Annotated in this window: 3 protein-coding genes and 1 pseudogene; 1 reads left to right on the top strand and 3 read right to left on the bottom strand. The window is 39.2% G+C overall.

Going from position 1 to position 4711, the window contains the following annotated elements; genetic code table 11:
- Positions 1-139: 139 nt before the first annotated feature.
- The 3 genes and pseudogenes from O9332_RS13900 to O9332_RS13890 form a co-directional block, all read right to left on the bottom strand.
- Positions 140-1285 (bottom strand): annotated as a pseudogene (locus O9332_RS13900) (FprA family A-type flavoprotein); the annotation flags it as partial.
- Positions 1286-1839: 554 nt separating this feature from the next.
- Positions 1840-2325 carry a DsrE family protein gene (locus tag O9332_RS13895; RefSeq protein WP_002763295.1) on the bottom strand — a complete coding sequence of 162 codons (486 nt, stop codon included), beginning with the start codon at positions 2323-2325 and terminating at the stop codon, positions 1840-1842.
- A gap of 143 nt (positions 2326-2468) precedes the next feature.
- On the bottom strand, positions 2469-4148 hold the full coding sequence (locus O9332_RS13890; protein WP_002763294.1) for an ABC1 kinase family protein: 1680 nt from the start codon (positions 4146-4148) through the stop codon (positions 2469-2471).
- 280 nt (positions 4149-4428) lie between these two features.
- On the opposite strand from O9332_RS13890, the gene O9332_RS13885 reads away from it, so the two are divergent.
- Positions 4429-4611 (top strand): hypothetical protein, encoded by a 183-nt coding sequence (locus O9332_RS13885; protein ID WP_002763293.1) that lies wholly within the window; start codon positions 4429-4431, stop codon positions 4609-4611.
- The last annotated feature ends 100 nt before the right edge of the window (positions 4612-4711 follow it).

Below are 4711 nucleotides of genomic sequence, written 5' to 3'. Positions count from 1 at the left end.
ACCTTTATAGAGACAGACATTGCCGCAATTTTTGTCAATTGTTTGCGATCTGGAGCGAACTAATCAATTAAATCTCTTGCCAGATAAGGATTGAGTCGATTTATGCCCCCCTATCGAACCATAACAAGTCCCGAAGAGCCACTAAAAGAGGAGGAAAAGCTTCGATCGCCCCGATTTCCTGTAATTTATTTCTCAAGGGAAAAATTGGTTCATCTTCCCCACCTCCTGACTCAAATAATCCTACCGCTTGTTTGCCATTAATTGAAGCAAGAATTGTGCTTAAAATCGTCTGGTTAATCGGGGAAGATTGGGGAGGCATTCCGATGACAACTCCCTTAGACTGATTGATTAATTCTCTGACTTCGTGGGGATCAGCATTATTCATATCGACTAATTCTGTCACCACATCAGTTTTAGTCAAACCCTGACTAATCATAGTAGCTAAATGTTCGCTTTGTCCGTAATCTTGGGTAAAGAATATAGCCACTAAAGTATCGGCAGAAGTTTGTTCTTGACTCCAAGTTTGATAGCGTCCCACCCAATCAGAAATATGGTGTTTTAATAGGGGACCGTGACCAGTGGCAATGAGATTAATCTCAAATTTCTCGATCCTTTTAATTGCCCCTAAAACCGAACGAGCATTCGGTCGCATCAGACAGTCATAATAGGTTTGAAAATCGCCTTCTAGCAGGTCTTTTTCTCGATCATAGGTTTGATCATCACAAAAGTGCATTCCGAAGGCATCACAGGTAAAAAGGGTGGCAGTTTTAGCATCAAAAGTGAAGATAGTATCGGGCCAATGAAGATTAGGGGCTGCAACAAATTCTAAGACATGACCATTACCTAAATCTAAAGTATCACCACTTTTAACTATTAACTGTTTAAAGGGTCTGTGTACCATGTTTTCGAGGAATTGCATGGCAACTTTTGCCCCCACCACGGTAACTTCTGGGACTAATTCCAAAACCTCTTTGACTAAACCACTGTGGTCGGGTTCGGTGTGACTGATAATTAAATAATCAAGATGATTGATGTTGATTAGTTTAGTTAATTCATCCAGATAAAGGCGATCGAATTTGCGGTGAGATGTGTCAATTAGGGCGGTTTTTTCCCCTTGAATAACAAAAGAGTTATAAGTGGTACCGTTTTCTAAACTAAATTCGATATCAAAACGATCGCGATCCCAATCCAAACAGCGCAAGGTAAAAGTATTTTCGGCGATTTCTTGGATTTGTGTGGTTAAACGGCTGGTTTTAGCGGGTTTTGGGGTGATTAAAGCAACCATAATTTCTATCTCCCACAGGATTTGATTCGGAACTGCATTTGCTTAATTCCTATGGTGACTTGCTTTCAGCGATTTGTAAAATACCAATTACTAAAGTAAATGATTAGTTAGATTTATATAGTTTTTTATCTATGGTTACGGATATTAATTTGAGTGCCAGCGTTGCCGAATCAAGATAGGATACTAAATCCGGTTATTAAAGACTGATTATTTATTGCTCCTCTTGCCTATTGCAAGAGTGCATGAGTGCCTGTCCTGATATGTAGCCTATACTCAACGGATTTAGTATGAGTCCCTCGTATCGATTTCTCAACGTTTGTCTCTGGCACTTTTTTGACTAAAAAAGTGCCAAAACCGTTTTCTAGTAGGCTTCCAGTAATATTCAGCAAACCCTAGATAGTCAACAGATTAGCTTTCTGGGAGGGCGGTCCACGAACCAAGAAAAATGGTATAACGACTGAGTCAAGAGCGGCCGCTCTTTTAAGCAAAAATAAATCTACTAATAATAGAGACCTTATTGTTAAGGTCTCTAGATTCTCTAGAAAATGCTAGATTTACCAGCTAATTACTTTAACCGTTTCGTTAAATAAATTTGCTTCTAGGGAATCGGGGGAACTTGTCACCACACCGGCAATTAGATCTTCGGGTTTTATTGCTGCTTGTTTCATACAGGAGGGACAAATTAAGACTTTTCCCCCTTGACTGATGAAATCTACTAACATTGCTTGCAGGGTTTTACCGGTGATACCGTTAGTGTGTTGAGGAATTGTCTTCGCAGCCAAGTGTACCCCTGTAATATTCAAAAAAATAGTGGTTGAGTGACCTTTTTTCAACATATTGGTGGCGACACCAATGGCCATTGCAGCTCGCCAAGGATCATCGGTGGTTAAATTAACAAATAAATCGGATTTTTGTTGACCGACAGCGATTATTGCTTCGTTAGTTTGTACTGGAGAAAGGGAAGGATTAGCCAAGACTGGGATAGATGTAACTAAGGATAATCCGACAAGGGAACCAAGGGCTAAAGATTTTAACAACATTTTCTTGTCCTCTTGCTGCTGGGTGCAATGAAAACATTTTCATTATGATAACTTCTGGAAAATCTTGTCAACAGACAGCCTGTCAAACTTTAATTTTTGTTGCCGATAACAAAAGCCATCTACTAATTAAAGATGATAATTATTTACTTATCTAACATTTTATCTAATCTTTCCTGAATCAATAAGTCCATGGAAGAACGCAGAAAAAATAAACCAAATAAACCCGCTAAACTGAAGGGAATAATGGCTAGTTTGCTATAGTTAGTGTCTAATAAAAATATGGCTGATATAAGGCTAAATCCCAATAGACAGACATTAATTAATACTTTAATTCCCAGATAAATTCTTTTCAGAAGTCGTTCATTTTCCCGTGACTTAACTTGAAAAACTAAATTTCCTCGCTCGATTTTTTCCTCTAATTGACGGAGTATTCTCTCGTTTTTATTACCTTTTTGCCATTGTTGTTTAAGAAAAGTGCGCGCTTGATTAGCTAGGATAAGCATGGTGTTGGTAGTTCCTCCTGATACTGCTAGACTTTTCACAAAAGGTTGACTAGCTGCTAATAAATTATACTGGGGATCTAAAGAGCGGGCAATTCCATCCAAAGTGGTGACAGATTTAATAATAAAAGTCATTTGGGGAGGTAAGCGAAAAGGTTGCTGTTTAAACATTAAATACACTTGATCGCTAATTTGTTCAAAGACCCTCACATCTACCGGTTTATCGCGAAATTCATCTAAAAGAAACTGCACGATATTTCGTATGGGTTGTAGATCTCTAACGGGTTCAATTAACCCCATATACATCAAAGTTTTTAAGATTGTTTCTGTATCCTTTCTCAAGATAGCGAAAAAGGTTTCGATCATTTGATCTTTAGCGACGGACTTTAACTCGAACATCGTGCCGAAATCGTAGAAAATTAACTCCCCTTCCTGACTAACTGCCATATTACCTGGATGGGGGTCTGATTGGAAAAAACCATCCTGTAATAGTTGTTTGAGATAGGAACAGATCCCCAGTTGAATAATACCATCGACGTTAATATTATTAGCTATTAAAGTCTCTCGATCATCAACTTTAATCCCCGGCACATACTCCAAAGTTAATACCTTGCGAGTGGTATATTGCCAGTAAACTAAAGGGACTTTTACCTGGGGATAATTCTTAAAATTTTCCCGAAAGCGATCAGCATTTTTCCCCTCATGAATATAATCGATTTCTTGAAAGAGTAGCTCAAAGAATTCTTGATAGATAGCTTCTAAATTATATTTTTTCACTACGGGGAAAACATTTAACCAACGGGTGAGACGATGCAACAATTCAAAATCGAGATTAAATAGTCCTTCTAGATTCGGTCTTTGTACCTTAATAACCACCTCTTCCCCACTTAATAACTGCGCTCGATGCACTTGTCCTAAACTGGCACAAGCGAGGGGAGAAACGCTAAAACTTGCAAATAAATTATCTAGGGGTTGTCCTAATTCTGTTTCGATAACTCGGATCGCTTCTTGACTATTAAATTCGGGAACTCGATCCTGTAATTGGGTTAATTGTTCGATATATTCGAGCGGAATTAAATCTGCTCGCGTCGATAAAGATTGTCCAATTTTAATAAAAGTTGGTCCTAAATTCATGAGGCGATCTACTAACCATTTCGCTCTCCTTTGCCGTTTTTTGCCCCTATTAGCCCCCGTTAAACGATCCCAGATCAAAAAAGTCAAAAACTGCGTTGTAAAGCTAAATATCTCCAATTGACGAATAATTGGTGATCGCAAGCTTTGCTGCCAATGTAAAGATCTGGGGGAATCAAAGGGAGTAAGCATCAGTTATCAGTTATTAGCTCCTGAAGGACGCAAAGCGCCCTAAAAAGAAAAAGAGAAACTAGGGGGAAGCCCTGATCTTATAAATCTGGAAGTATCCTGAACTCAAACCGGAGTAACAATGGTGTCATTAGACCCGATTATCAGCAAAGGTCCCTAGGAAAGAGGAAAAAAGAATTGCCGAGACGAGGATTAACTCGTGAACCCGTGGTCGAGAATCAAGTAAAAAACCCTTCCTAGAACCAGGGTACTTCCCCGATCATAACTCGGAGCCAACAAAGCCATGACCAAATCCCGAAACAAGTCCCCAAAAACCCAAAGTAGTGACCAGAAGTTAAATATCATCAATGCCAAGGCGGCGGGAATTGACCTGGGAGCCAGAGAACATTGGGTCTGCGTCCCCCAAGAATTGTCCCAGGAGAATATGGCTCTTCGGTTTGTGTTATGCAATGGACGGGGGTTATAAGGGATGGAACCCTTATATAGAAAGGCATTTAGCGATTTTTGTCAATTATTTCTTATCTAGAGCGAACTAATCAATTAAGTCTCTTGCCAGATAAGGATTT

This window comes from Microcystis sp. LE19-10.1B (assembly GCF_027530565.1).
Classification (GTDB): domain Bacteria; phylum Cyanobacteriota; class Cyanobacteriia; order Cyanobacteriales; family Microcystaceae; genus Microcystis; species Microcystis aeruginosa.
Note: the sequence above shows the minus strand (reverse complement) of the source record. Positions and strands in the feature narration are given on the sequence as shown.